We start from the raw sequence: 23,006 nt of genomic DNA, 5'->3' as shown, positions 1-23,006 counted from the left end.
ATAAATAATGTTAAATTTATACCAACGGCACTCTTTTTTCAACAAAGTGTTAATTTTAACCTCTTTAGAAAATGTAATTTGTAATTATATTTACTCTAAAATTTTATTTTTTACCTCTTTACTGTAGTTTCTTCCTATCGGAATGTTGTATGATTGGATCTGAACACGGTTTCCTTCTATGGATTTTACCTTGTTTAGTGCAATTACATACGATTTATGGATTCTAAGAAAGCGATCGGCAGGGAGTTCTTCAGATAAGGATGTAAGAGATTTATGTGTAATATAGGTTTTATCAGGTGTGACAACTTTAATATATTCCTTCATTCCTTCGACAAACAAAATTTCCTCAATATTAATTTTCATCATTTTTTTATCTACCTTAATAAAAATATGAGAATCACCTTTTGTAGTTTCAACTTTAATATTGTTTTTGAGATTGTATTCGGTTGTAATTTTATTGATGCATTTAATAAATCTCGGAAGCGGAATAGGTTTTACTAAATAATCTAAAACATCCAGATCATAACTTTCGGCGACAAATTCCCTAAAAGCAGTTGTAATGATAACTTTTGTTTTGTTTTCTATTAGACTAATAAGTTCAAAACCGGTCATCATAGGCATGTTGATATCTAGAAAGACGGCATCGACAGGTGTACTGTTGATAAAATCCAGCGCCTCTAAAGAGTTATTGAATGTTCCTATAACTTCAAAATCTGTAAAATTGGTGAAATAATTTTGCAGGACTTTGATCGCTAATGGCTCATCATCAATTAACACGCATTTAATCTTCATTCTGAGTAGGTATTTGTAATCTGATTATGTAGAAATTAAGTTTGGTTTTGTGCTTAAGGCTAAAATTGTTTTTATAAATGAGTTTTAATCTCTTTTTTGTGTTCACTAAACCAATTCCTCTTTTCGGATTATGACTTTGTGAAATTACAAAATTATTTAAGATTTCAAAATCGAGCGTTTTATTGTCGGTCACTTTACAATTGATCTTAATCTTTAAATTTTTATTGTTTACGCCTCCATGTTTAAAGGCATTTTCTACTAATGAAATAAAGATAAGCGGCGGTACTACAACATCTTCGATATTCGATTCCAAATTTACGGTTACTTCGACATTTTCAAAACGAAGTTTTTCGATTTCAATGTAATTTTGAATGTAATCGATTTCTTTTATTAATGGTACAAATTTAGTTCCTTTTACATCGTAAAGCACATATTCCATTAAATTAGAAAGCTTAATAATTACGTCTGGAACTTTCTTTGACGATTCTAATGATAACGCATATAAATTATTTAAAGTATTGAAAAAGAAATGCGGCTGAATCTGATTTTCGAGATATTTTAATTTGATTTTAAACTGATTTTCTCTTAAAGATCTATTCCTTTCTCTTTCCTTAAGCCAAGTTAAGGTAAGGTAGACAGAAGATGCCATTGCAACAACGTATAATTCACCTATGCATACTGCTACAATATGATTGATTTCGAAAGGATGATATTCTCTATTCGCTTCCGGCCAGATATTTTCTGAAATAATATAATAAGTCAGTGCCGTTTTTAATAAATAGATTCCAAAAAGACTCATTAACAGCCAGACTGTATACTGAATGTATTTTTGCTTTAATACATATTTGGGTACTAAAACAAATAAATTCAAATATACTAAAGGAATTACAAGTGAAAATTCAATTAAGTTAGATTTGAACGCGTAGGGGTAATCATTAAAGTAAGCACCCCATCTTAAAAAGTTCAATGTAAAGTATACTCCCCAAAACCAAATGTGATTTTGCAGTTTTATATCAAACTTAACTTTTCGTATTTCTTTCAATTGGTGGTAATTAGCTTATTTTGGGTTTTTCTTAACATCATTAATTATTGTGCAACTTTAAACAATTAAAGGCAAAGGCGCAATTTTTTTGAATAAAATTTCATAAAAAAAGGAAATTCGTCTTTTATTTTTGAAATAGAACGTTTTCGTAAAACGCATTATTGAATGATTTATGTCGTTCGTTTAAATTTTATTGCTGTTGGTTTAATTTATTTTTTTAACAATGTCTTAAGAATAATTTTACTTCATAACTAACAAAATAAAATAAACATGAAAAAAATTTTCTTAATCTTTATGATTGTTTTTACGGCGCAGGTTTCGCTTGCACAAGTAAAAAGTGTCAAGGGTGTGATTACAGATTCTGATGGTTTACCATTACCGGGTGCATCTGTTGCAGTGCAAGGAGGTCAAAAGGGAGCTACTACCGATTTTGACGGATTGTATACCATCGAAGCTCAAAAAGGTCAGACTTTAGTTTTTACTTATGTAGGACTGGAAACTCAGACAATTGTTGTAGGTGATCTTGCAACTATTAATGTAAAATTGGTTCAAGGTGCTTCAAATGCCTTAAATGAAGTTGTTGTAACCTCTTTAGGTATTAAAAAATCAAGAAAATCTTTGGCTTATGCGGCGCAAGAGCTTAAAGGAGAAGAATTAACTCGTGTAAAAGATGCCAACTTAATTAATACTGTTGCTGGTAAAATTGCCGGTGTTGCGGTAACAAGAAGTTCTTCTGGAGCAGGTGGAACAACAAAAGTTGTTATTCGTGGTAATTCTTCTTTCGTAAACAATCAGCCATTATATGTAATTGATGGTATTCCATTATACAATGGAGGTGCTGGACAGCCAAATGGAACTTTTGGAGATTTAAATGGTGGTAACAAAGATGGAGGAGATGTTGTTTCTTTAATAAATCCAGATGATTACGAAGGAATGACAGTTCTTAAAGGTGCTTGCAGACTTCTGTTTTATATGGTTCTCAAGGAGCAAATGGAGTAATTTTATTATCTTCTAAAAAAGTAAAAGCTGGTTCAGAATCTTTCAATGTAAATTCAGTAACTACTTTTGAAAGTCTTGCTTATCTTCCTGAATTTCAATCGGACTATACTTCTAACGCAGGTGACCCTAGAAGCTGGGGTGCAAAACAAAAAGTAGAAGGAGATAAAGACATTAAAGATTTTTTTGAAGTAGGAAATACTCAAATTACTTCTATGACTTTTTCAAAAGCTACAGAAGGTGCTTCGACAGCTTTAAGTTATGCTAATACAGATTCTAACGGTATTGTTCCAGGAAATCACTTAAAGAAAAATAACTTTGGAATTCGCCAGACTAGTAAATATTTTAAAGATAAGTTAAGCGTTGCAGTAACTGCAAATTATGTTACTCAGACAATTAACAACAGACCAACTAACGGTTTGTATTTTAACCCAATCGCTGGTGTTTACAGTCACCCAAGAGCTTTTACACTAAATGATTTGAAAGAGTTTGAGGTTTTTGATCCTGTTAAAAACATGATGCGACAAAACTATCCTGGTTTCGCGACAGTAAACGAAAGCAATGAAAACCCTTATTGGCAGATCAACAGACAAAAATCTGTAGATACAAATAATTTCTTTACAGGTTCTATCGCTTTAGATTATAAAATTGCTGAATGGTTTCATTTAACTTCAAGATACAGCTATAACAGAAACGAAAGTAATTTCCAAAAAGGAATGTACGGAAGTTCTGCTAGTTCTTTAGTACATCCAACAGGAAGATATATCAACGCAAATCTTATAGGAACTCAAAATTATGCTGATTTAATTGCTTTGTTTAATACAAAAATTAATGACAATTTTAGTTTTAATGGAACTTTAGGAACAAGTATCAATCATTCTAGAGCTACTGGTCTTACAGTTGATTCAGGAATTGGAGGAGGTCTTGTTTATGATAATATCTTTACTTTAGGAAACTTTGTAAATAATAACGGAAATGTTCAAACTGGTGCAGAGAGAGAAGTTCAATCTGTATTTGCAGCGACAACTTTAGGTTACAAAGATTATTTATTCTTAGATCTTGCAGGAAGAAACGATTGGTCTTCTACACTTGCAAATACTGATACTCCAGGGTATTTTTATCCATCTGTTGGAGCAACTGCAATTCTTAGCGAAATGGTCGCAATGCCTGAATTTATTAGCTATGGTAAAGTTCGTGCAACCTTTGCTCAAGTTGGTAACGATATTGCTTCTACAATTACAAGTCCTACATCTGGTATTGTAGCTGGAAATATTGTAAATCCTCCTGTTGGACCAAAACCAGGTACAAGTTTAAAAAACGAATTAAAATCTGAATGGGAGTTTGGTACAGAATGGAGAATGTTTAATAACAGATTAGGTTTTGAAGTGTCTTACTATTCTTCTGATACTAAAAATCAATTCCTTCAAGTTCCAGCAGAATCTACAAACCCTAATGGTTATACTAACTATGCTATTAATGCAGGTAGTATTTCAAATAAAGGTTTTGAGGTTGTTTTATTTGCTGATATTATTAGAGGTGAAAAATTCAATTGGGAATCAAGAATTAACTACTCACAAAACAAAAGCAGGGTAAATGATATTCCATCAGAATCTACAGGAGGAAGAATTGTTCTTACAGATCCAGGATCTAACTCATACAGATATTCATTAATTGAAGGAAGACCATTTGGTGTAATCGAAGGATATGACTTCAAGAGAGATGCTCAAGGAAGAATCTTAGTTAATGATGATAATACATTACAAAGAACAGATTGGACAGAAATAGGAAATGCAAATCCTGATTTTATGTTAGGCTGGTCTAATACATTCAAAATTGGAGCTTTTACTGCTAATATTTTACTTGACGGTCGTTTTGGAGGCGAAGTACTTAGTTTAACACAAGCAATCAATGATTTCAACGGTGTTTCAAAAGCAACAGGTGATGCTAGAAATGCTGGTGTAGTTAATATCAATGGTGTTAAAGCCAGCGACGGGACTGCAGTTACTTCAATGGATCCTTACGAATATTACAGTAATACAGCAGGAAGAAACGGTGTCAGCAGTCAATACATCTATGATGCTACAAACGTTAGTGTTAGAGAGATATCTATTGGATATACATTCAATAAAGCAACATTGCCATTTGTTCAAACTGCGTCAATCTCTTTAATTGCTAGAAATTTATTCTTTATTTATAAAGATGCTCCATTTGATCCAAATGTGGCACTAAGTACAGGTGAAGGTTTACAAGGTGTTGATGTATTCGGAATGCCGTCAACAAGAAGTATCGGTCTTAATTTAAACTTAACATTCTAATCTTACTATCATGACATTAAATATAATAAAAAGAACAGCGATATGCTTCTCGCTTCTGACAGCTATTAGTTGTACAGATAATTTTGACGAGATGAATCAAAATCCTGTAGGAGCTACTACACCGGATTTAGAGCAAAATTTTAATAATATAAAAGGTTTAATTAAGCCTGCCTTTACGAGACTTTATATTTCAGATGTTACTTGGCAGTATCAGTCGCAACAGAGTTTGCAAGCAGACGGCTGGTCTGGATATATGACTTCTCCGAATGAGTTTGGGGGTATTAACAACCACAGTTACAATCTAAATCCAGCTTGGAATACTTATGCTTGGGATGATGCTTATGTAAATATCATCGCCAACTTATATAAAGTAGAACAAAGAGCAAAAGGAAAATACGATGAGTTTTATGCATGGTCACTTATTATAAAAGTGGCAACTATGCGACGTATTACAGATATGTATGGACCTGCAGTATATTCTAAATTTGGAGGAGAAGGTTTAGCAACTTACGATTCTCAGCAGCAAATTTATACACAGATGTTTAAAGATTTAGATTTTGCTGTTACAGACTTGACGGCAAGAGTAGCTAGTGGTGAACTTTCTAAATTTACAGAAACAGATCAGTCAAATTATGCTGGGAACTATACGCAATGGGTTAAATATGCAAACTCACTACGTTTGAGATTAGCAATGCGTATCTCTAAAGTGGATCCTGCTTTAGCTAAAACAGAAGCAGAAAAAGCGGTAAGTCATTCTATAGGAGTTTTCAAAATTAATAATGATTTAATCAAAATTAAATCTCCATTAGATTTAAATGTTATAGATGTAATGAGCCATGTTTGGGTAGGTTTATCAATGGGAGCTGATATGGAGTCTATTTTAGTAGGATATGATGATCCTCGACTAGCGAAATATTGGGAATCTTCAACTCAGGTTCCAGGAGAATACAGAGGAGTTAGAACAGGAATTGTTTATCCAACGCCTTCGACTTATGCTAATTTTTCAAGAACTGGAGACAGAACAAAAACTGGAGAAGTTACTTGGATGTCTACAGCCGAAGTTTATTTCTTAAGAGCTGAAGGTGCTTTAAGAGGATGGAATATGGATGGTGCGGCTAAAGATTTATATGAAGCTGGTATTAAAGCATCTTTTGACCAAAATGGTGCTGACGGTGCAGTTGCTTATATTGCAGATAATGTAAAAGTTGCAAAAGATTATGTTGATCCAATCAATGCTGTAAATAATGCACCAGCAGTTTCTAAAGTAACTGTAGCTTGGGGCGCGACGAATGAAATCAATTTAGAAAAAATTATCACTCAAAAATGGATTGCCACATATCCTGATGGGCAAGAAGCTTGGTCTGAATATAGAAGAACAGGTTATCCAAAATTATTTAGAATCACTAACAACAAAAGCGGCGGAATTATCAGTACTGAGTTAGGTGTAAGAAGATTGCCTTTTGCCCAGTCTGAAACTACAAACAACCCTAAAGGAGTTGAATCTGGTGTAGCTGTACTTGGCGGTCCAGATAACGGAGCAACAAGACTTTGGTGGGATGTTGATAAAGCAAACTTCTAAAAAGAAACAAGGATATTGAGTTTGGTTAGTAGTGAATAGTATAGATAGTGAAAGCTGTCTATACTATTTCTTAAAACCAAAATGATAATTACTACAAAAAAGAAAAGAAATGAAAGGTGCTTTAGAAATAAAACCTGATATCAGTTACAAAAGCGCTGGAAAATTTGAAGAAACTCGTTATGAGAAAATTCATAACGAAATCTTCAAAAGTTCTATAGAAGCTTCTACAATTGTGGCACAGGAAATTGCGCAGTTAATTAGATCTAAGCAGGAGAAAAATAAATCTTGCGTTTTAGGTCTGGCTACGGGTTCTTCTCCTATTAAAGTTTATGAAGAGCTGGTGAGAATGCACAGAGAAGAAGGACTAAGTTTTAGCAATGTAATCACTTTTAATCTGGATGAATATTATCCAATGACTAAAGAGAACAATCAGAGCTATCATTATTTCATGCATCAGCATCTTTTTAATCATATTGATATCAAACCTGAAAACATTAATATTCCTGACGGTACAGTTGCAATTGAGGAAATCAATCAATATTGTATCGATTACGAAATGAATATTAAAAACGCAGGAGGCCTTGATTTTCAATTGTTAGGAATTGGACGTACAGGACACGTTGGTTTTAATGAGCCAGGTTCGCATATTAATTCGGGAACCCGAATTATTACATTGGATCATATCACAAGAGTCGATGCTTCATCTGCCTTTAATGGTATTGATAATGTGCCGAAACGTGCTATTACAATGGGAGTTTCAACCATCATGAGATCGAAACGTATTGTTTTGATGGCATGGGGACAAAATAAAGCGGATATCATCAAAAGAACTATTCAGGGCGATATCAGCTCAGAAGTTCCAGCAACATTTTTACAGAATCATCCTAATGCTACTTTCGTTTTAGATCAGTCTGCGGCTTCAGAATTAACCCGTTTTAAAACACCTTGGTTAGTTGGGGAATGTCTTTGGACAACTGAATTAAAAAGCAAAGCTATTGTTTGGCTGTGTCAGAAAACGAAACAATCTATTCTGAAATTGACAGATCGTGATTATAATAATAACGGAATGTCTGATCTTTTGGCTCAGGAAGGTTCTGCTTACGATATGAACATTAATATGTTTAATGTCTTACAGCACACTATTACAGGCTGGCCGGGAGGAAAACCAAACACAGATGATTCGCATCGTCCTGAAAGAGCTAATCCAGCAAAAAAGAGAATTATTCTTTTTAGCCCGCATCCAGACGATGATGTGATTTCTATGGGAGGAACATTTTCGAAGTTAATCAAACAAGGTCACGATGTTCATGTAGTTTATCAGACTTCTGGAAATATTGCGGTTACAGATGATGAAGCATTAAAGTTTGCTGAAGTTGCCAGTGATTTTCTTAAAGGTCATTCTGATATTAATTTTAAAGAAGTAATTGAATTTCTAAACAATAAATCAGAAAATCAAATTGATTCTTTGGAAGTTAGAAAATTAAAAGGACTTATTCGAAGAAGAGAATCTTATGCGGCAACACGCTATATTGGGCTGAAGGATGAGAATACACACTTTTTAGATCTTCCTTTTTATGAAACTGGACAAGTAAAAAAAAATCCGTTAGGTACAGAAGATATTGCTATTGTAAAAGATATTATCGCAAAAATAAAACCGCATCAAGTATTTGTCGCCGGAGACCTTGCAGATCCGCATGGAACTCATGAAGTATGCTTGAATGCCATATTTGTCTGCTTTAAAAGAACTAAAACCAGAACCATATATGCAAGACTGCTGGTTATGGCTTTACAGAGGAGCTTGGCACGAATGGGATATTCATGAAATTGATATGGCTGTTCCGCTAAGTCCGTCAGAAGTTTTATTAAAGCGACATGCGATTTTATATCATCAGTCTCAAAAAGACAGGGTTATGTTTCAGGGAAATGATTCGAGAGAATTCTGGGTTAGAGCAGAAGATCGAAACAAAAACACAGCCATCTTATACGATGAATTAGGTTTGGCTGAATATGAAGCAATAGAAGCCTTTAAACGTTTTGATTACTAATGAATTGAAGATTCGGTTTTGAACGAATCAAATGACAAAATTCAGATGTTTACTGAGAAATGTGAGGTAATGCAGGACGCATTCTGAATTTTGTCATTTTTTTATATAATTTTAGGATACTTACAAAAACTATCCAAACCAAAAAAAAGAAAAATGAAATATCTATTTGTACTATTATTTGCAGGTATATCTGCAGGTGCTCAAATTCAAAAAGAAGCGACTCAACCTTATGCCTTGGCCTCAAAATGTTGTTATTAATGAAGGAAATTTTAATTTAACTAAAAATTTTAAAGTTAACATTACAGGAAATCCAAATCCGCGAATTTTTGGTGGAGTAACTCGTTTTTTGCGCCGTTTAGATGGTAGAACAGGGATGTTTTTCGAGCAAGGTTACATTGCCAAATTAAATGAAGTTCCAAATGCCGAATTGCAGATCAATTGTACAAAAAGTGGAAAAATCGGTTTATACGAAGATGAAAGTTACCACTTAGATATTACTTCAAATAAAATTACTTTAAACGCTTCAAGTGATTTAGGCGCATTGCACGGTTTAGAGACATTGTTGCAAATGCTTCAAAATAATTCAAGCTCTTTTTACTTTCCAGCTTCAAAAATCTCAGATTTCCCAAGATTTACTTGGAGAGGTTTAATGATTGATGCTTCAAGACATTTTCAGCCGGTTGATGTTATCAAAAGAAATATCGACGCATTGGCGGCAATGAAAATGAATGTTTTTCACTGGCACTTGGTAGATGATCAAGGCTGGAGAATTGAAATGAAAAAATATAAAAAGTTTATCGAATTAGCTTCAGATGGACTTTATTACACACAAGAGGAAATTAAAAATATCGTAAAATACGCAGATGAGCGCGGTATTTTGATAGTTCCAGAAATAGATGTTCCAGGTCACGGATCAGCAATTTTGACTGCTTATCCAGAAATAGGAAGTAAGGTGATTACTTTGACTGGCGGGACATCCGAAAAAAATATTCAAGGTACAGCAATCGCTACCTATGGAATTGAAAGAAATGCAGGTATTTTTTCGCCTACATTAGATCCTTCAAATCCTAAAACATATCAAATATTAAGCGGTGTTTTTGATGAGGTTTGTCCATTATTTCCAGGTGCTTATTTCCATATTGGAGGAGATGAAAACGAAGGAAAAGACTGGGATGAAAACCCTAAGATTCAGGAGTTTAAAAAGAAACATGATTTAAAAACCAATCACGAATTACAAACTTACTTTACCATGCAATTGGCACCGATGTTAAAGAAACACGGAAAACAATTAATGGGATGGGAAGAAATCTTAACCAAAGATTTGTCTAAAGAAGCTATAGTACATTCTTGGAGAGGTCCAAATGAAGGAATGGCGACAGGACAATCTTTAGTAGATGCGGTAAAAAAAGGGTATAAAACAGTTTTGTCAAATGGCTATTATCTCGATTTGATGTATCCAATTGCAAGTCATTATTTAAATGACCCAATGCCAAAAGGAGCAAATTTAACTGCAGAAGAAAAAGCTAGAATTCTAGGCGGTGAAGCTACAATGTGGACAGAACTAGTAACATCAACAACGATAGATTCCAGACTTTGGCCTAGAACAGTCGCAATTGCAGAAAGACTGTGGTCTGCAGAAGATATTGTAGATGTAGAGAACATGCGTAAACGTTTAGAGTCTGTTTCCTTTAGATTAGAAGAACTGGGTATTACTCATATTCGTAATAAAGATGTGATTTTACGAAATATTGCAAATAATCAGGATATTAAAGCGCTTGAAGAGTTCTCGTTTGTAAGTGAACCATTAAAAGGATATACACGTAACAAGGGCGGAACAGAATACCAAATGTATTCTCCATTTACATTGTTTGCAGATGCCTGTGGTCCAGATGCCAAAGATGCTTTAGCATTTGATGCGAGCAGTTACACAATATCTGTCTAATAAATCGGCAGAGAATAAAGCTAAAGTAACAGCATTTTTCAATAAATGGATTGCCGTACATAAAGGCTTAACCGACTTAAGTGCCAATTCGCCATTAGTGCGACCATTATTGCCCTTGTCTAAAAAATTAAGCGACGCTTCGCAAGAACTATTATTAGTTCTGGATAATAAATCGACTTTGAAATCGGATAATTTGAAAAAGTTAGTCGAAGATTGTAATACAAAAGATCATGCAGATGTTGAACTAGCTGTTTATACAAGCTTGAAAAAATTATTGTAAAATTAGTTTGAATTAGTGTTTAGTAAATTATTGCCTTTATTAATTTAAAATTATTTATCTCTGCCAGAATCCATTCTGGTAGAGATATTTACAAAAAAAGAAATTTTTCTGGTCAGATCAAATGACTAGAATCAGATATATTTTCAAGAGTTAATAACAAAGTTCATGAAAATTAAGTGAGGTAAAATTTTTGGTGGGTTAAAATTGAGTTTGGTTATTTATTTTTTAATCTAAATTTTATTTCAAAACAATGTATCGAGTTTAGGTAATTTGTTATTTGGTTTTTACCTGAATAAGGACATTTATAGAACCTGACAATTCGTTGTCAGGTTTTTTTATTTTTAAAGAAAAAATAATTGTTTAAATAAATTTTAACGCTATTTTTATCACATAAAATCAAACCAAAAACCATGAGAATATTTTCTATTATTAAATATGTATTTCTTATTATTGGCGTCGCTTTATTGACCGGTGCTTTTTTTCTTTATCAAAATAAAAAGGCTTTTGTAGAAAAAGCAGAAAGTGCTCAGGGAACTGTTATAGAAATGGTGGCAAAAAGATCTGACAATTCTACAACATACAGTCCAATTGTTTCTTTTAAAACAAAATCAGGACAAGAAATCACATTTGGTTCTTCAATTAGCAGTAATCCACCAAGTTATAGCGTGAATGAAACTGTACAAATTTTATATGATCCAGCAGATCCAAAAGACGCAAATATTAATAGTTTTAGTTCACTTTGGATTGGTTCGCTAGTTCTGGGAGGAATAGGAATTGTGTTCTTTTTAATTGGTTCATTAGGTATTTTCTTTGACTATTTGAAAAAGAAAAAGGCTGACAAATTTGCGTGGCGACGGTAAGCCAATTTCAACAAAATTTACTCATGTACAGCTAAATTCCAGTTTGAGTGCTAACGGTAGAAATCCTTTTCAGATTTACAGCCAATGGCAGGATCCACAAACTAACGAATTATATGTTTTTAAAAGTGAAAATATCTGGTTTGACCCGACTGATTTTGTGAAAACAGAAACATTAAAAGTATTTATAAATCCGGAAAATCCTAAGAACTATACTATGGATACTTCATTTTTGCCAACTCTTAAAAATTAAAATAATATTACAAAGAGAAATCACAATAGTTAAAAATGTGATTTCTCTTTTTTTAGAATAAAGATCAGATCAGAAATAAGTCTCGTGGTTTAAAACTAATTAGAGGTAAAATTAATTTTAAGTACTTTTGAAATAAAATTATTTTTTAAGAATCCATGCAAAAAGCAATCAGCATAATTTTACTTCTATTATCCACATCAATTTTTAGTCAATCTAAATTTGGAAAACCAGAAGTTGATCCAATTCAAATTCAGAAAAACTTTACTGAGTGGTCGGTTTATCAAAACAAAAATATAATGCTTTCAAGGGATTTTATTGCTCTTGATTTGACTTCAAAAGAAATTTCAAAAGAAGCTTTTTTGAATGCGTTAGCAAATGAAAATTTTATTCCAGTTCGGCTAAAATCGGAGAACTCCGTATACTATTATAAGTTATTCAAAATCCAGCCCAAAACAGATACCAGTATAAAAGCAACCATTAATCAAATAGGTTTTGATGCTTATAAAAACTACAAAATGGAAGGATCCGTTTTTCCTGAATTTTCATTTAAGGATTTAGAAGGAAATTTGGTTTCAAACGAATCCATGAAAGGAAAAATTATCGTTATTAAATGCTGGTACATTCATTGTACGCCTTGTATAAAAGAATTTCCGCAGGTAAATAAATTAACTGAAGAATACAAAGACCGAAAAGATATTGTTTTTATAAGTCTGGCAGAAGATTTACCAGAAGAATTAAAAACATTTTTGGCTAGAAAACCACTGTCGTATGCTGTAATTCCAGATATGAAAATTTATATGAACGAAGCTTTGCAGTTGAATTCATTTCCAACCCATTTTATTTTGAATAAAGACGGGATTATTTCTAAAGTGCTTCCTAATTTTGAAAGTTTAGAAGCGACGCTGGCAAAAGAAAGCAAATTGTAATTTTTTTTAAACCATATAAGTAATATAGGAAATTATAAGTTTACTTATATGAACTTATAGAACTGTTGAATTAATCTCGCAAAGACGCCAAGTCGCAAGGTTTTTTTTACTGTGTTTTTAAGTTATTAAGTTTAAATGAACTTATATCACTTATATGGTAAATTTTTTTTGCATAAAGTTTCTTTTCTCTGCGCCTTTGCGTCTTTGCGTGAAATTTTCTTTACAGCATAAAAACTTAGAACCTTAGTACCTTTGCAACTTAGAACCTTTTTCCGTACTTTTGCACCAAATTAATTAAAAAGACATTCATGTTAACAGTCAATAATTTATCAGTTCAATTTGGCAAACGAATTTTGTTTGACGAAGTAAATACCACATTCACTCACGGAAATATTTACGGCGTTATTGGAGCCAATGGTGCTGGAAAATCAACATTTCTAAAAATCATTTCAGGTGATATGGACCCAACTTCTGGGCACATTCATTTAGAACCGGGAAAACGTATGTCGGTTTTAAACCAAAATCACAACATGTTCGACGAGCATACTGTTTTGGAAACCGTTTTAATGGGAAATAAAGTTCTGTATGCTGTTAAAAAAGAAATGGATGAACTTTATTTAGATTATAATGATGCGAATGCAGACAGAATAGGCGAGCTTCAGGTTCAATTTGAAGAAATGAACGGATGGAACGCTGACTCTGATGCGAGCATCAATGTTATCTAACTTAGGAATTAACGAAGAGCATCATTATACATTGATGAGCGATATGGAAGGAAAAATGAAAGTTCGTGTGCTTTTGGCGCAGGCTCTTTTTGGAAACCCAGACGTATTAATCATGGATGAGCCTACCAACGATTTGGATTTTGAGACAATCGCTTGGTTAGAAAACTTCTTGGCAAACTACGAAAATACTGTAATTGTTGTATCTCACGACCGTCACTTTTTAGATGCGGTTTGTACACATATTTCTGATATTGATTTCGGAAAAATCAATCACTATTCAGGAAACTATACTTTCTGGTACGAGTCTAGCCAATTAGCGGCAAAACAACGTGCACAGCAAAACAAAAAAGCAGAAGAGAAGAAACAAGAATTGGAAGAATTTATTCGTCGTTTTAGTGCAAACGTGGCGAAATCGAAGCAAGCAACTTCTCGTAAAAAAATGATTTCGAAATTAAATATTTCAGAAATTAAACCATCAAGCCGTCGCTATCCTGCGATTATTTTTGATCAGGATCGTGAAGCTGGAGACCAGATTTTAAATGTGGAGCATTTATCTGCGTCTGTAGATGGAGAAGTTCTTTTTAAAGATGTTCATTTGAATATGGCAAAAGGCGATAAAATCGTTCTTTTCTCTAAAGATTCACGTGCAACAACTGCTTTCTACGAAATCTTAAACGGTGAACAAAAAGCAGATGCTGGAACATTCGACTGGGGAATTACAACCAATCAAGCGTATTTGCCAGCTGAAAACCACGATTTCTTCGAAAATGATTTGACGTTAGTAGACTGGTTACGCCAATATGCTAAAACAGAGGAAGAGCGTGATGAGGTATTTATTAGAGGTTTCTTAGGAAAAATGATTTTCTCTGGAGAAGAAGCTTTAAAAACGTCTAGAGTTTTATCTGGAGGAGAAAAAGTGCGTTGTATGCTTTCTAGAATGATGATGGAACGTGCTAACGTTTTAATGCTGGACGAACCAACAAATCACTTAGATTTGGAATCTATTACAGCTTTCAACAACTCATTAAAAAACTTTAAAGGTTCTATAATTTTTACAACGCACGACCACGAGTTTGCACAGACTGTCGGTAACAGAATCGTAGAATTAACACCAAATGGAGTAATCGACCGTTACATGACATTTGACGAATATCTTGATGATGAAAAGATTCAGGAACAAAGAAAAAAAAATGTACAATCTTTAATTTTTAAATTCCAATAAATTGTAAATTCCAATAATTGAAATTCCAAATTCCAATTTACAATATTTGACTTTACAACTTTGTCAAAGTTTACAACTTTGACAAAGTTCCAGATCCATAAAAAAAATCCCAAATTCCAGATTAAACTTGGAGTTTGGGATTTTTTAATTTTTTATTGACTACTATTTACGGCCGAACATTTTTGCAAAAATCCAGATAATAATCGCAACAATAAAGATTACGATAAAAATTCCGAATCCCATTCCGGCTTTAAAAATGTCTCCTACTAGTTCGCGACTTGTAAATGAAAATAGTATTACGAATACCATTAACAAACGTGTAATTTTATTTTGCATGATGTTGAGTTTTTAAATTCAAGAATAAAATTACTTCAAGAATAAGGGAAATGTGTTATAGAATTTTTGAGAAATGTTTTAGGATTTATGGATTGCCAGAATTTAGTAGATTAAAGATGATTCTCAATATCCATCATCTGGTGTAAAATTCTAATGATTTCTAATTGATTTTCTTTTATATTAATCTTGTAGAATATTAAGTGTGATTTTGCTTTACTTCTAAAATAACCTTTTCTAATATGATTGACATCATTTCCGGATTTAGGATTTAAACATAAATATTCGATTTCGTTTATAATTAAATCTATATATCTATGTGCTTGTTCACGTGACCAATTTTCAAAAGTATATAACCAAATTTTTTCTAAATCAAAGGATGCTTCTGTACTGATCTTATAATTCATTGCCAGAATACTTTTTATCTAGATCGTCCAAAAAGCGAACACGATCAAAATCTTTTAGAAAACCAGATTTTTCGCCTTTTTTTAATTCCTTAATTAGCTCACTTTTTTTTGTCTCCTCATCTTCAAACATTCTTAACGCTGCTCGTATAACTTCGCTGGCAGATGAGAATCGTCCAGTTTTTATCTGAGAACTTATAAAGTTATCAAAATAATCACCTAATAATATTGATGTATTTTTTGGCATGACTTAAAAATTTATCAAATATACCAATTATTGGTATTTACTGCAAGTTAAATATTATAAGTGAATTCTGTTTGGTTGGAATAATTTTTATCATTTAATTTCTAAAATATGTTCGTTAAAGTATTGGTAATATAAAGTTTTAAAATAAAAAATAAGAAAGCAAAGTTTGTTTTTCTTTGATCATTTGAAATTTGAGAGAATTATGAATTATTCTCGAAAAAATATTTCCCCACTTAACACCCTTACAAATAAATTCTGATTTCGTATATTTGCCCAACCAAACATTACAATTACTTATGAGCCAAAAAGTATTACTTAATTCGAAAGAAGTTACTATCATACTCCATCGTTTGGCTTGTCAGTTAATCGAAAAACATCTTGATTTCTCCGATACTATTTTGGTGGGAATTCAGCCAAGAGGTGTTTATTTAGCTGAACGTTTAAAACAAATATTAGAAGACGAATACAAGGTTCCTGAAATTTCTTTAGGATATCTAGACATCACTTTTTTTAGAGATGATTTTCGACGTACTGATAAACCGCTTGAAGCCAATAAAACGCAAATCAATTTTATAGTAGAAGACAAAAAAGTCATTTTTATCGATGATGTTTTGTTTACGGGACGCAGTATTCGTTCGGCGCTGACCGCAATTCAATCTTTTGGAAGACCTTCAGAAATTGAATTATTAGTGTTAATCGACAGACGTTTCAGCCGTAATTTACCAATTCAGCCCGATTACAGAGGCCGTCAGGTAGATGCTATTAATGGCGAAAAGGTAAAAGTGAGCTGGAAAGAAAATGATGGTGAAGATGTTGTTCACTTAGTGACTAATTAAGTTTGGTTAATCGTTTAATCGGTTAATTGTTTAATCGATTGATTTCGATTACTCAATTAAAAAATAGTTGAAGCGTGAAATTGTTTATTGATTTAACGGCCAAAAAAGGACGATTAAACGATAAAACAAATAAACGGTTAAACAGCAAAAAACGATTAAACAGTAAATAAACAAATAAACAATAAAAATGAAAGAATTAAGCGTAAATCATTTATTAGGAATAAAATATATCAATGAGAATGATATTAACCTGATTTTTGAAACGGCAGATCATTTTAAAGAAGTCATTAACCGACCGATTAAAAAAGTTCCTTCATTACGAGATATTACCATTGCCAATATTTTCTTTGAAAACAGTACCAGAACCAAACTTTCTTTTGAATTAGCGCAGAAACGTTTATCTGCTGATGTCATCAGTTTTTCTGCGACTCAATCATCTGTTAAAAAAGGAGAAACCCTGATTGATACTGTAAATAATATCCTTTCGATGAAAGTTGATATGGTTGTAATGCGCCACTCCAATCCCGGAGCGGCTTATTTTTTATCTAAAAATGTCAAAGCCAGTATCGTAAACGCCGGAGACGGAGCGCACGAACATCCTACACAGGCTTTATTGGACAGTTATTCTATCAGAGAAAAATTAGGAGATGTTGCCGGAAAAAAAGTTGTGATCGTTGGCGATATTTTACACTCGCGTGTAGCGCTTTCGAACATATATGCTTTGCAAATGCAGGGCGCAGAAGTAAAAGTATGCGGCCCAAAAACGCTTATTCCAAGATATATTGAATCTCTTGGTGTTACGGTTGAACCTAATTTACGTAAAGCTTTAGAATGGTGCGACGTTGCCAATATGCTTCGTGTACAAAACGAACGTATGGATGTGAATTTCTTCCCATCAACACGCGAATATGCACAGCAGTACGGAGTCGATAAACCGCTTTTGGATTCTCTTGGAAAAGAAATCGTAATCATGCACCCAGGACCAATCAACAGAGGAGTAGAGATAACTTCTGAAGTTGCCGATTCTGATCATTCTGTAATCTTAAATCAGGTTGAAAATGGTGTAGCGATTAGAATGGCGGTTATTTATTTGTTGGCGTCTAAGATTCAGTAAATGTTGTAGTGTTCAGTTTTAAGTGATCAGTTTACAGTCGCAGTATTCAGCGCTAAATACCTATTATATTTGTCAGGCTGAGGGAAGTCGAAGCCCACGTTTACATAGTACGTTTCGATTTTAAAAAGCACTTCGACTTCGTTCAGTGTGACACTTGTTTAAAAACTTAAAACTGAGACCGAGACTGAAAACTCTAAAAAAAAACTTCGTACCTTAGCTAGTAGAAAATCAATTTTTATATAAGCCCCACAAATTTAAAAAAATGAAAGTAGATCAAAAAGGACATACCATTACTATTAAAGACACACAGGGAGATGTAAATTCTTTCCTTGAAAAAGTGACGCAAGCAGATTAAAACCTTCGAAAAACACAATATTATAATCGATTTGTCATCAGATTCTAAAATCTCAGAAGATGATTTGAAGCTTTTTTTACCGCTTTCTAAAACTCAGAAAAAAGGAAAAAAATCATTCGTAATTGTAGCTTCTGATCTTGATTTTAATGCTGTTACTGATAAATTAGTCGTTGTACCTTCTCTTTTAGAAGCTCACGATATTATTGAAATGGAAGAAATCGAGAGAGACTTAGGGTTTTAGATTTCAGATTTTAGTCCCGAAGCCTCGGGATAGATTTTAGATTAGCACTGAATCTAAAATGCTTTTATCAATTCTAAAATTTTTTAATCAATCTAAAATCTAAAATCAACAATCTAAAATGAAGTTGACTATACTTGGCTGTTATGCCGCAACTCCCAGAACACTTACTAATCCAACTTCGCAGGTTTTAGAGATTAAGAACAGATTGTTTTTAATTGATTGCGGTGAAGGAACTCAGGTGCGACTCGAAAGAATAAAATTAAATTTTCAAAAATTAATCACATCTTTATCTCGCATCTTCATGGAGATCATTTATATGGATTAATTGGAACGATTTCGACTTTTTCGCTTTTAGGAAGAACAACCGATTTACATATTTACGCTCCAAAAGGAATTAAAGAATTAATTCTTCTTCAACTAAAATTGACAGAATCCTGGACGACTTATAATTTGTTTTTCCATGAATTAGAGTCGAAAGAAAGTGAAGTTATTTTTGAAGATAATCGCGTGATTGTAAAAACGATTCCGCTTAAACATCGTGTGTATACGAACGGTTATTTATTTCAAGAAAAACCTGGAGAACGAAAACTAAATGTGGAAGCTGTTCAGCAATACAATATTCATACAGCATATTACCAGAAAATAAAAAATGGCGGTAATGTGACGCTTGATGACGGAACTGTAATCGAAAACGAAAAATTATCTTTTGATCCAGTGCCGGCTATGAGTTATGCTTTTTGTTCGGATACGGTTTACAATGAAGCAATAATTCCGATTATTCAAAATACAGATATTTTATACCATGAATCTACTTTTCTAGAATCAGAAGCTCCTTTGGCATTTAAAACACTGCATTCAACTGCAAAAGAAGCAGCGAGTATTGCTTTGAAAGCCAATGTAAAACAATTAATTTTAGGTCATTATTCCACACGCTACGATGGAATTGAGCGTTTTAAAGAAGAAGCTGAAACTATCTTTCCCAATGTGCTTTTGGGTGATGATGGATTGAGTTTTGAATTCTAAGATTCTGAGTTATTAAGTGACTAAGTTTCTAAAGTTTTTAATCTAAAATCTATCCCGAGGCTTCGGGACTAAAATCTAAAATAAAAAATCATGAACGATTTAAGCAATTATAGAAAGTCTTACGAGAAAAGCGAATTACTGGAAGACAATATTCCAGAAGATCCGATTAATCTTTTTAACAGATGGTTTCATGAAATGGAGGATTTCGACGGAAGCGGAGAAGTAAACGCCATGACCGTTTCGACAATCGGTTTGGATGGTTTTCCAAAATCCCGTGTTGTTTTATTGAAGAAATTTTCCGAAGAAGGATTTATATTTTATACCAATTATAATTCTGAAAAAGGAAAGGCGATAGAAGCAAACCCAAATGTCTGTCTGTCATTTTTCTGGCAGGAAATGGAGCGTCAGGTTATTATAAAAGGAATTGCCCAGAAAACCTCTGAAATTATTTCTGATAATTATTTTGATTCAAGACCAGAAGGAAGTAAACTCGGCGCAATCGTTTCGAATCAAAGTGAAATCATTCCGTCCAGAACTTTCTTAGAAGAAAATTTAAAAAAACTAGAATCAGAATTTGAAGGAAAATCAATTCCGAGACCTGAAAATTGGGGCGGTTATTTGGTTACGCCATTACAAGTAGAATTTTGGCAGGGAAGAGCTAACAGGTCGCATGACAGAATACGTTATACGAGTCAATCTGATTTTACGTGGACGATCGACAGATTATCTTCTTGATTTGTAAGATTTTTATATTTAAAAATAAAAATCAGATGTAGTTCATCGATTTATTTTGTAGTTTAACGGTAAATTGAATATGTTTGGTATAGAAAATCAGACAAAATTATTCAAAAATAAATTTAAAGGATTTGCCCCAACATCTACTTTAAACTGCTAAAATGCTGTTGATTATGAAAAAGATTATGCGCATCATGTTGTTCATTGCGATTCTATTCGCAATGAACGCATGTTCTGCAGATATTGCCGAAGGAAGCGCGAATAATACTCCGATAGAACCGCTTGCGACCAATTATACTTACAATGATACAGAAATAGAAACAATGAAGTTGATAAATGAATACCGTGTGAGTATTGGTTTAAACACTTTGGAAAGAATTAATCATATATCTTTTAAATGTGAAGAACATAATAAATATATGATTGAAAATAATGTTGTAAATCATAATGACTTCGTCGAAAGAGCCAAAAATATTACAAATGTTTTAGGAGCCACAAAAGTTGCTGAGAACGTTGCCTACAACTATAAAACTCCTGAAGCGGCTTTGAGAGCCTGGCTGGAGAGTCCAGGCCACAAAGAGAATATCGAAGGCGATTATACGCACTTCGGATTATCTGTGACTACAGACGCGACTACAGGTAAAAAATATTACACTAACATTTTTGTTAGAATTTAATCGAATATTGAACAGGTTGGTTTTTTAGAGGTCGTTGTAATTCTTAGAATTGCAACGACTTTTTAATTAAAAAAAAGCTGTCAATTATTGACAGCTTTTCTATTGATCTTGATGTATTACAAAGCAGTTATAATAAATTCGCTTCTTCTATTGGCTTGATGTTCTTCTTCGGTACATGAAACTCCATCTGCACATTGATTTACAAGCTGGGTTTCGCCATAACCTTTTCCACTTAGTCGGTCTGGAGCTACACCATTTTTAACGAGCCATTTAATTGTCGATTTTGCTCTTCTTTCAGATAAGACTTCATTATATTTATGCGTTGCTCTGCTGTCTGTGTAGGAACGAATATCCAGTTTCATTGTCGGATTATCGTTTAAAACAACCAGTATTTTTTCTAAATCTAATGCCGCTTCTGTTCTAATATTGAATTTATTTAAATCGAAATAAATCATTTTAATGCCAAAACATTTTCCAAGATCATCGCCAACTGTGACTTTACAGCTTGATTTTTCCAAAGCAATTGGAAGACTGGTTTTACCGCTTGTTTTTGCAATAGTTACACTTAATTCTTTGGTAGTATATTCTGGTTTTTCAGCTCTTACATAATAGGTTTTTCCGCATTCTACAGCAAAAGAATATTTCCCGAAGCCATCTGTAACAGTTGAATTTTTAACGGACATTTGATTATCAAATAAGGTAATTTTTGCTCCAGGCAGAATGATTCCTGTTTCGGCATCCGTTACTACACCTTCAAGCTCTTGAATGCATTTTAGTTTTTTGGTTTCAAGAAATGTATAAATATCATCAGAACCTTGTCCGCCGTCTTTATTTGAACTAAAGAAGCCTCGTCTGGTACTGGGATCAATAATATAGGCAAAATCATCTTTTGGTGAATTTATATCAGCTCCCACATTTTGAACATTACTGATTGTTCCATCTTCTTCGAGATTCGCGACAAAAACATCTAAACCGCCTAATCCTGGATGTCCATCTGATGAAAAATAGATTTCATTTTCATTTGTCACATAGGGATAAGTTTCTTTTCCTTCTGTATTAATTGTATTTCCAAGATTTTCAGGAGTTCCGTATCCGCCGTTAGGATTAATGCTGACTTTATACAAATCGGATTGTCCTATTGAACCCGGCATATCAGAAGAAAAATATAGTGTTTTTTCATCTGGACTTAAAGCTGGGTGTCCCGCGCTGTAATTATCGCTGTTGAAAGGAAGTTCAGTAATGTTACTCCATTTATTTTTTTCGTCTAAAGTGGCTTTGTAAATTTTGATTAAAGTAATTTTATGATCGTCTTTACCTTTTTTTCCATCAATAAAATTATTTCGTGTAAAATAAACTGTTTTTCCATCTTCCGTAAAAACGGGTGATGCTTCGTGAAATTTAGTATTAATAGCAGATTTAAACTTATTTACTTTTAGTGCTTTTTCAGATTCGGGATCGAGATCAGCATTGTATATATTAGTAAAATATTCTCCAGTCCATTTATGTTTGCGCTGCGAAAAATTTCCAGTATCCCTAGCCGAAGCAAAATAGATTTTGTTGTTGTAAACGATAGATCCGTAATCTGAATATTTGCTATTAATCCCCGCATCTTCAATTTTATATCTACCAGAATTAGCTTTAATCTGATCTAGATAATTTACATCATTTTTGTAAAGTTTTGCCCTATTATCGCTTTTGGACTTGGTATTAAATTCATCAAAAATTTTATTTGCTTTACTAATATCTCCAGTTGATTTTAGAGATTGTGCATATCTATAGTAATATTCTGGTTCGACAGCAGTATTCATGGCAAATAACTCGCCGTACCATTTTGCAAGCACCTTCAAAATCAGAATTAAAATAGTAGGAGTTGCCTAACTTTTTAAACATATCTTCAGATTTATAGCCTTTGTTGGCTACTTTTTCATAGGTTTTTATGGCATCAACATAGGCGTAATTATCATATTTTTTATCTCCTGAATTTATTTTTGACTGCTGTGCATAACTGTTATATGAAAAAACACTTATAATTGTAAGGAAAAGTAATGTATAGTTTTTCATGATAGT

17 protein-coding genes and 5 pseudogenes are annotated in these 23,006 nt (G+C 33.0%); 16 read left to right on the top strand and 6 right to left on the bottom strand.

The features are described from left to right. Nucleotides 1-90 precede the first annotated feature (90 nt). Both ACZZ95_RS24805 and ACZZ95_RS24800 read right to left on the bottom strand, forming a co-directional pair. On the bottom strand, nt 91-792 hold the full coding sequence (locus tag ACZZ95_RS24805; RefSeq protein WP_463471131.1) for a LytR/AlgR family response regulator transcription factor: 702 nt from the start codon (nt 790-792) through the stop codon (nt 91-93). Then, nucleotides 782-1,834, bottom strand: a complete 1,053-nt coding sequence (locus ACZZ95_RS24800) for a sensor histidine kinase (protein WP_463471130.1) — start codon at nt 1,832-1,834, stop codon at nt 782-784. Before ACZZ95_RS24800 ends, ACZZ95_RS24805 begins: the two co-directional genes overlap by 11 nt. 270 nt (nt 1,835-2,104) lie before the next feature. On the opposite strand from ACZZ95_RS24800, the gene ACZZ95_RS24795 reads away from it, so the two are divergent. The 10 genes and pseudogenes from ACZZ95_RS24795 (at nt 2,105) to ACZZ95_RS24750 (ending at nt 14,974) form a co-directional block, all read left to right on the top strand. Next, complete coding sequence (locus tag ACZZ95_RS24795; RefSeq protein WP_463471129.1) at nt 2,105-2,833, top strand: carboxypeptidase-like regulatory domain-containing protein; 729 nt, start codon at nt 2,105-2,107, stop codon at nt 2,831-2,833. Then, nucleotides 2,788-5,145, top strand: a complete 2,358-nt coding sequence (locus tag ACZZ95_RS24790; protein WP_463471128.1) for a TonB-dependent receptor domain-containing protein — start codon at nt 2,788-2,790, stop codon at nt 5,143-5,145. Before ACZZ95_RS24795 ends, ACZZ95_RS24790 begins: the two co-directional genes overlap by 46 nt. A gap of 10 nt (nt 5,146-5,155) precedes the next feature. Continuing rightward, nucleotides 5,156-6,724, top strand: a complete 1,569-nt coding sequence (locus ACZZ95_RS24785; protein ID WP_463471127.1) for a RagB/SusD family nutrient uptake outer membrane protein — start codon at nt 5,156-5,158, stop codon at nt 6,722-6,724. A 109-nt stretch (nt 6,725-6,833) separates the two neighbouring features. Beyond that, nucleotides 6,834-8,769, top strand: a pseudogene (gene nagB, locus ACZZ95_RS24780) (glucosamine-6-phosphate deaminase). Between the two features lie 229 nt (nt 8,770-8,998). Then, nucleotides 8,999-10,711, top strand: a complete 1,713-nt coding sequence (locus tag ACZZ95_RS24775) for a beta-N-acetylhexosaminidase (protein WP_463471126.1) — start codon at nt 8,999-9,001, stop codon at nt 10,709-10,711. Further along, nucleotides 10,683-10,991 (top strand): hypothetical protein, encoded by a 309-nt coding sequence (locus tag ACZZ95_RS24770; protein ID WP_463471125.1) that lies wholly within the window; start codon nt 10,683-10,685, stop codon nt 10,989-10,991. The genes ACZZ95_RS24775 and ACZZ95_RS24770 overlap by 29 nt, the downstream gene beginning before the upstream one ends. A 410-nt stretch (nt 10,992-11,401) precedes the next feature. Beyond that, nucleotides 11,402-11,851, top strand: a complete 450-nt coding sequence (locus ACZZ95_RS24765) for a DUF3592 domain-containing protein (protein ID WP_463471124.1) — start codon at nt 11,402-11,404, stop codon at nt 11,849-11,851. Between the two features lie 43 nt (nt 11,852-11,894). Then, nucleotides 11,895-12,101, top strand: coding sequence for a hypothetical protein (locus ACZZ95_RS24760; protein ID WP_463471123.1), 207 nt, complete (start codon nt 11,895-11,897; stop codon nt 12,099-12,101). Nucleotides 12,102-12,256: 155 nt separating this feature from the next. Next, complete coding sequence (locus ACZZ95_RS24755) at nt 12,257-13,027, top strand: TlpA family protein disulfide reductase (RefSeq protein WP_463471122.1); 771 nt, start codon at nt 12,257-12,259, stop codon at nt 13,025-13,027. A gap of 308 nt (nt 13,028-13,335) precedes the next feature. Continuing rightward, nucleotides 13,336-14,974 (top strand): annotated as a pseudogene (locus tag ACZZ95_RS24750) (ABC-F family ATP-binding cassette domain-containing protein). 162 nt (nt 14,975-15,136) lie between these two features. On the opposite strand, the gene ACZZ95_RS24745 reads toward ACZZ95_RS24750, so the two are convergent. From ACZZ95_RS24745 to ACZZ95_RS24735, 3 genes are all read right to left on the bottom strand, one after another. Further along, nucleotides 15,137-15,310: a hypothetical protein gene (locus ACZZ95_RS24745; protein ID WP_463471121.1), complete on the bottom strand. Its 174-nt coding sequence runs from the start codon at nt 15,308-15,310 to the stop codon at nt 15,137-15,139. A 110-nt stretch (nt 15,311-15,420) separates the two neighbouring features. Continuing rightward, a complete protein-coding gene (locus tag ACZZ95_RS24740) occupies nt 15,421-15,714 on the bottom strand; it encodes a type II toxin-antitoxin system RelE/ParE family toxin (RefSeq protein ID WP_463471120.1) in 294 nt (97 codons plus the stop codon). Beyond that, a complete protein-coding gene (locus tag ACZZ95_RS24735; protein ID WP_463471119.1) occupies nt 15,704-15,958 on the bottom strand; it encodes a type II toxin-antitoxin system ParD family antitoxin in 255 nt (84 codons plus the stop codon). The genes ACZZ95_RS24740 and ACZZ95_RS24735 overlap by 11 nt, the downstream gene beginning before the upstream one ends. Before the next feature lie 296 nt (nt 15,959-16,254). Here ACZZ95_RS24735 and pyrR point away from each other — a divergent pair, with 296 nt between their 5' ends. The 6 genes and pseudogenes from pyrR to ACZZ95_RS24705 all read left to right on the top strand — a co-directional run bounded on the left by pyrR (nt 16,255) and on the right by ACZZ95_RS24705 (nt 20,939). Beyond that, complete coding sequence (gene pyrR, locus ACZZ95_RS24730) at nt 16,255-16,794, top strand: bifunctional pyr operon transcriptional regulator/uracil phosphoribosyltransferase PyrR (protein ID WP_095954379.1); 540 nt, start codon at nt 16,255-16,257, stop codon at nt 16,792-16,794. A 187-nt stretch (nt 16,795-16,981) separates the two neighbouring features. Continuing rightward, nucleotides 16,982-17,908, top strand: a complete 927-nt coding sequence (locus tag ACZZ95_RS24725) for an aspartate carbamoyltransferase catalytic subunit (RefSeq protein ID WP_463471118.1) — start codon at nt 16,982-16,984, stop codon at nt 17,906-17,908. 262 nt (nt 17,909-18,170) lie between these two features. After that, nucleotides 18,171-18,504 (top strand): annotated as a pseudogene (locus ACZZ95_RS24720) (ribonuclease Z). Between the two features lie 118 nt (nt 18,505-18,622). Beyond that, a pseudogene (locus ACZZ95_RS24715) lies at nt 18,623-19,527 on the top strand (ribonuclease Z). 90 nt (nt 19,528-19,617) lie between these two features. Further along, nucleotides 19,618-20,262, top strand: coding sequence for a pyridoxamine 5'-phosphate oxidase (pdxH, locus tag ACZZ95_RS24710; protein ID WP_463471117.1), 645 nt, complete (start codon nt 19,618-19,620; stop codon nt 20,260-20,262). A 173-nt stretch (nt 20,263-20,435) separates the two neighbouring features. Beyond that, nucleotides 20,436-20,939 (top strand): CAP domain-containing protein, encoded by a 504-nt coding sequence (locus tag ACZZ95_RS24705; RefSeq protein ID WP_463471116.1) that lies wholly within the window; start codon nt 20,436-20,438, stop codon nt 20,937-20,939. Nucleotides 20,940-21,055: 116 nt separating this feature from the next. On the opposite strand, the pseudogene ACZZ95_RS24700 reads toward ACZZ95_RS24705, so the two are convergent. Then, nucleotides 21,056-23,000: pseudogene (locus tag ACZZ95_RS24700) on the bottom strand (OmpA family protein). Between the last annotated feature and the right edge of the window lie 6 nt (nt 23,001-23,006).

Source organism: Flavobacterium sp. AC267, from assembly GCF_979258715.1.
Note: the sequence above shows the minus strand (reverse complement) of the source record. Positions and strands in the feature narration are given on the sequence as shown.